This is a genomic window from Piscicoccus intestinalis NBRC 104926 (assembly GCF_001515525.1).
In the GTDB taxonomy this organism is placed as follows: domain Bacteria; phylum Actinomycetota; class Actinomycetes; order Actinomycetales; family Dermatophilaceae; genus Kineosphaera; species Kineosphaera intestinalis.
In genome coordinates, this window is sequence record NZ_BCNQ01000038.1 from 1 (window position 1) to 5,400 (window position 5,400).

The 5,400-nt window shown below is 73.2% G+C and carries 4 protein-coding genes; all 4 read right to left on the reverse strand.

What is annotated here, in order from left to right; translation table 11 throughout:
* Positions 1–5: 5 nt before the first annotated feature.
* From PINTE_RS08175 to PINTE_RS08190, 4 genes are read right to left on the reverse strand one after another with little or no spacing between them, the layout of a single operon-like run.
* Positions 6–1,628, reverse strand: coding sequence for an ABC transporter ATP-binding protein (locus tag PINTE_RS08175; protein ID WP_068428535.1), 1,623 nt, complete (start codon positions 1,626–1,628; stop codon positions 6–8).
* Positions 1,625–2,629 carry an ABC transporter permease gene (locus tag PINTE_RS08180; RefSeq protein ID WP_068428538.1) on the reverse strand — a complete coding sequence of 335 codons (1,005 nt, stop codon included), beginning with the start codon at positions 2,627–2,629 and terminating at the stop codon, positions 1,625–1,627. The genes PINTE_RS08175 and PINTE_RS08180 overlap by 4 nt, the downstream gene beginning before the upstream one ends.
* The gene (locus PINTE_RS08185) at positions 2,629–3,774 is read right to left on the reverse strand and encodes an ABC transporter permease (RefSeq protein ID WP_169798481.1); all 1,146 of its coding nucleotides are present in this window, start codon (positions 3,772–3,774) and stop codon (positions 2,629–2,631) included. Before PINTE_RS08185 ends, PINTE_RS08180 begins: the two co-directional genes overlap by 1 nt.
* A gap of 5 nt (positions 3,775–3,779) precedes the next feature.
* Positions 3,780–4,862, reverse strand: coding sequence for a BMP family ABC transporter substrate-binding protein (locus tag PINTE_RS08190; protein ID WP_245642851.1), 1,083 nt, complete (start codon positions 4,860–4,862; stop codon positions 3,780–3,782).
* Positions 4,863–5,400 lie beyond the last annotated feature (538 nt).

The following is a 5,400-nucleotide window of genomic DNA, read 5'->3' on the forward strand; positions in this document are numbered from 1 at the left end:
GGGCCTCAGTCCGCGGCGGGGCCGGCCCACTCGGCGGCCTGCTCGTCGGCCGCGCGGTCGCCGCCGGCCATGAGCCGGCCGATCTCGGCGCGGTCGACGTCCGGGGCGACCTCGGCGACGATGCGTCCCTCGTGCAACACGACGATCCGGTCCGACAGCGAGAGCACCTCGTCGAGCTCGGCGGAGACGAGCAGCACCGCGGCCCCGCCGTCGCGGGCCGCGACGATCTGGCGGTGGATGAACTCGATCGACCCGACGTCGACGCCGCGGGTCGGCTGGGCCGCCACCAGCAGCCGCGGCTGCGCCGACAGCTCGCGGGCCACGACGACCTTCTGCTTGTTGCCACCCGACAGCGACCCGGCGGTGGCGCGGATGCCCGCCGAGCGGATGTCGTAGTCGGTGCGCAGCGCGGTCGCGTTGGCCGCCACAGCCGCCCGGTCGCGCACCCCGTGGCGGGCGAACCGCGGCTCGGCGAAGCGGTTGAGCACGAGATTGTCGGCGATCGACTGCCCGCCGACGAGCCCGTGCTTCTCCCGGTCCTCCGGGATGTGACCCACGCCCGCGGCGTGCACGCCCCCCGGGCCGAGCCGGGTGAGGTCGGCGGGCCGACCCGCCTCCGGTTCGGCCTCCGCCGGAGCCTCCAGGCGGATCGTCCCCGCGGAGACGGGCCGCATGCCGGCGACCGCCTCGACGAGCTCGCGCTGCCCGTTGCCCTCGACGCCCGCGACGCCGAGGATCTCCCCGGCGCGCACCCGCAGCGACAGGCCGCGCACGGCGGGAACCCCGCGGTCGTCGTCGACGGCGAGGTCGGCGACGTCGAGCACGACGGCGCCGGGTTCGGCCTCCGGCTTCTCGACCCGCAGCACGACGTCGCGACCGACCATGAGCCGGGCCAGCTGCGCCTGGTCGGTGTCGGCGGCCCGCACCTCGCCGGCCACCGCACCGGCCCGCAGCACATAGGCCCGGTCGGCGGCGACGAGCACCTCGCGCAGCTTGTGGGTGATGAACAGGATCGACGTGCCGTCGTCGGCGAGTTCGCGCATGACGCGCAGCAGTTCGTCGGTCTCCTGGGGGGTGAGCACGGCGGTCGGCTCGTCGAGGATGAGCAGGTCGACGTCGCGGGAGAGCGCCTTGAGGATCTCGACGCGCTGCTGCGCCCCGACGGGCAGGTCCTCGACGCGGGCGTCGGGGTCGACGGCCAGCCCGTACCGGCTCGACAGCTGCCGCACCCGCTCCCGGGCCGCGCGCAGGTCGACGCGCCCGGCGCGCACCGGCTCGTGCCCGAGCACGATGTTCTCGGCGACGGTCATCACCGGCACGAGCTGGAAGTGCTGGTGCACCATGCCGATTCCCCGGGCGATGGCGTCGGCCGGGCCGGTGATCGGGCGGTCGGACCCGGTCACCGCGATCGTTCCGGAATCGGGCCGCAGCAGCCCGAAGATCGCCTTGACGAGCGTCGACTTGCCGGCGCCGTTCTCGCCGAGCAGCGCGACGACCTCGCCGCGGTCGACGTGCACCGTGATGTCGGTGTTGGCCCGCACCGACCCGAACGTCTTGCTGACGCCCCGCACGTCGAGGAGGCGCTCCCCGACCTCCCGCGGCGCGCGAGCCGGCCTGCCCGCGCTCACGCGTCCTCCTTGACGAACGGGTCGCCGACGGCGCCCGGTGGTCGCACCTTGCCGGCGGCGACGGCGAGCACGACGAGCGTGAGCACGTACGGCAGCAGGTTGACGAACTGCTCGGGGATCGCGACGACGTTGCCGGCCTGCAGCTGGGAGGCGGTGCCGGCCATGAGCCCGAAGAACAGCGCGGCGGCCAGCGCCCGCAGCGGGTACCAGGCTCCGAAGATCATGATCGCCAGCGCGAGAAAGCCGCGCCCGGCGGTGAACCCGCGCTCGAAGGTGCTCGAGGCCTCCATCGACAGGTAGGCCCCGGCGGCGCCGGCGAGCGACCCGGCGAGCGTGACGTTGAGCAGCCGCATGCGGATGACGTCGATGCCCGCGGTGTCGGCGGCGTGCGGGTGCTCACCGACGGCCCGGGTACGCAGCCCCCAGCGGGTGTAGAAGAGCCCGTAGTGCACGACGAGCGCCGCGACGATCGCGAGCAGCGCGAACGGCCCGCCGGTGAAGAAGACCGGCCCGAACAGCGGGATCGAGCTGAGCACCGGCACCTCGAGGTGCGGCATGACCTGCGGCAGCGTGTGCCCCTGCCGGTAGTAGAACGACGTCAGCCCGGTGGCGACGATGTTGAGCACGACCCCGGCGATGATCTGGTCCATCTGCCAGGAGACGGTGGTCCACGCGAGGAACGCACCCGCGAGCAGCCCGGTGCCGATGCCCGCGAGCGCCCCGACGAGCAGAGAGCCGGAGAGCGCGGCGGCGAAGAACGCGACGAACGCGGCGCCGAGCATCTGCCCCTCGATGCCGATGTTGACGACCCCGGAGCGCTCGCCCAGGATCCCGACGAGGGCGGCGAGCACGAGCGGCACCGCGTAGTTCCACGAGAACCCGAGCAGCGACTGGGTCAGCTGGGCGTTGATCGCGTACCCGGCGTAGGCGACGAGCACGACGAGCGCCACCCACCACAGCCACAGCCGGCGGACCGCGAAGAAGCCGGAGGTCTGGCCCATCAGTTCCCCCATCCGCTGGTGACGGTCAGGCCGCGGCCGGCGCGGCGGCCGACGACGAGCCGGGCGATCATCGGCAGCGACACGAGCAGCAGCGTGACGGCGAGCAGCACGTCGACGACCTCGGGCTGGATGCCGGTGTTGAACTGCAGGCTCGAGGCGCCGGTGCGCAGCACGCCGACGAGCAGGGCCGCCGGGATCGTCGCGAGCGGGTTGGCCCGGGCGAGCAGCGCGATCGTGATGCCGTCGAAGCCGAGCCCGGCGCTGCTGCCGGACTCGTAGTGGCCGACGACGCCGAGGGTCTCGATCGCGCCGCCGAGCCCGGCGAGGGCGCCGGACAGGGCCATCGCCCCGACGACGACCCCGGGGATGCCGATGCCCGCGTACCGCGCCGCGAACCGGTTCGTGCCGACGACGTCGAACCGGAAGCCGGTGGTCGTGCGGGCCAGCATCCAGGCGACGGCGGCGGCGAGGGCGACGGCGAGCAGAAACCCGACCGGCACGACGCCGACGTCGCCCAGCCGGGCGGCCGGGTCGACCGGCGCCGACTTGGGGATGACCTGGCGCGGCGCCTTCAGCGGGCCCGAGACGAGGTAGTCGATGATCCCGGCGGCGATCGAGTTCAGCATGATCGTCGAGATCACCTCGTGCACACCGCGGGTCGCTTTGAGCAGGCCGGCGATCGCGGCCCACAGCGAGCCGCACACCACACCCGCGAGCAACGCCGCGGGCAGGATGATCACCGCCGGGGAGCCGGCGAGGGCGACCCCGACGTACGCGGCGCCGATCGCGCCCCACAGCAGCTGCCCCTGCGCGCCGATGTTGAACAGCCCGACCCGCAGGGCGACCGCCACCGCGAGCCCGGCGAGCACGAGCGGCGTCGCCTTCTGCAGCGTGCGCAGCAGCCCGTCGGGGGTGAGCAGCGCCGACCCGAACAGCGTGCGGTAGGCGTACCACGGGTTGACGCCCTGCAGCCGGATGAGCAGTGCGCCGAGCGCAAACGCCAGCACGAGCGCGACGATCGGCACGACCAGGCCCTGGTGGCGCGCCAGCCGCGCCCGCACACGCGAGCCCGAGCCGGGCCCGTCCGGCGCCCGCTCCTGCGGGACCGCGGGCGGCCCGGGGGTCTGTTCGGTTCTCGCCGGCACGCGCGTCAGCCGAGGCTCACGCCGGTCTTGACGGTGTCGTTCTTCAGGCCCTCGACGATCTGCCCCACCTTGGTGCGCACGTCGGCCGGCACCGCCGACTCCAGGTCGTGGTACGGCGCGAGGCCGGCCTCGCCGACGAAGTCGCCGCCCTTGAACGAGCCGTCGTGGGCCTGGTTGACGAGCTCGGTGGTGCCCTGCGTGATGAGCTTCGTCGCGGAGGTGACCAGGCACGGGCGGGCCTCGGGCACCGTCTCCCACTGGTCGGTGTCGACGCCGATGCAGAACACGGAGGTGCCGGCTCCGGAGGCCTTGGCGACCTCGCCGAGCGCGCCGTTGCCGGTCTTGCCACCGGCTCCGAAGACGACGTCGACGTCCTGGCCGAGCTGCTGGCGCGCGGTGGTGGCGCCCCAGACCGGGTCGGAGAAGGCGTTGTCGCCGGCGGGGTGGTAGACGGTGGCGACGCTGGCCTTGGGGTTGGCGGCCTTGGCGCCGGCGGTGAAGCCGAGGGCGAACTTCTCGACGGGCGGGATCTTCATGCCGAGCACCTGGCCGAGCTTGTCGGTCTTGGTGAGCAGGCCGGCGAGGTAGCCCGCGGCGTACCCGGCCTTGTCCTCGGGGAACACCAGTCCCGAGACGTTCGCGACCGTCGTCTCCTGCGGCTGGTCGACGGCGATGAACTTCGTGTTGGGCGCCGACTGCGCGGCCGCGGTCGTGGCCTCGGCCATGAGGAAGCCGACGGTGATGACGACGTCGTAGCCGGCGTCGGTGAACTGCTTGAGGTTGCTCGCGTAGTCCTTGGTGTCGGTCGTCTCGATGTACTTCGTCTGCGCGCCCTCGATCTTCTGGGCGGCGGCCTGCGCACCCTCCCACGCGGACTGGTTGAACGACTTGTCGTCGACGTTGCCCATGTCGGTGACGAGGCCGACGCAGAAGACCTCCTCGCTGGCACAGTCTCCGCCGGCGGCCGCGCCCCCGGAGCCCCCCGAGCCGGAGTCGGTGGCGGGACCGGTGCTGCCGCCGCAGGCCGTCAGGGTCAGGCCGGCGGCGGTGACCAGCGCCAGGGCGCTCATGCGGGTCGTCTTCTTCACAAGAACTCCTCGGGCGGGAAGGGGCGGGCTGGTGTGGTGCCGGTGCGGTGCGGGGCCGGTGCGGTGCTGGTGTGGTGCGGGGTACCCCCGTGGCCGAAGGCTGCCCTTTCGGTCGAGAGCCGGGGTTCTCCCCCTAGCCCTCGGCCGATAGGGCAGCCTTCGGCCGGGTTGTCACGCAGGCAGTGTTCGCCGCCGCGGGTGGTGACGGCAAGGGTGTGCGGGCAGGTGTGGCCGGATCGTGTCGAAGCACACATCCCCACACGGCAGCGTGCGGGTCGTCTGCGCGGTCCCCTTCCCGGCGTCGGGGCGTGCGGGTGGCGGCGTTAGTGTCGAGGTCGTTCCACGAGTTGTGAAAGAGGTCACGATGCCCGCCCTGCGGTCCCGCACCACCACCCACGGACGCAACATGGCCGGCGCGCGCGCCCTGTGGCGCGCCACCGGCATGACCGAGAGCGACTTCGGCAAGCCGATCGTCGCGATCGCCAACAGCTTCACCCAGTTCGTGCCGGGGCACGTGCACCTGAAGGACATGGGCGGG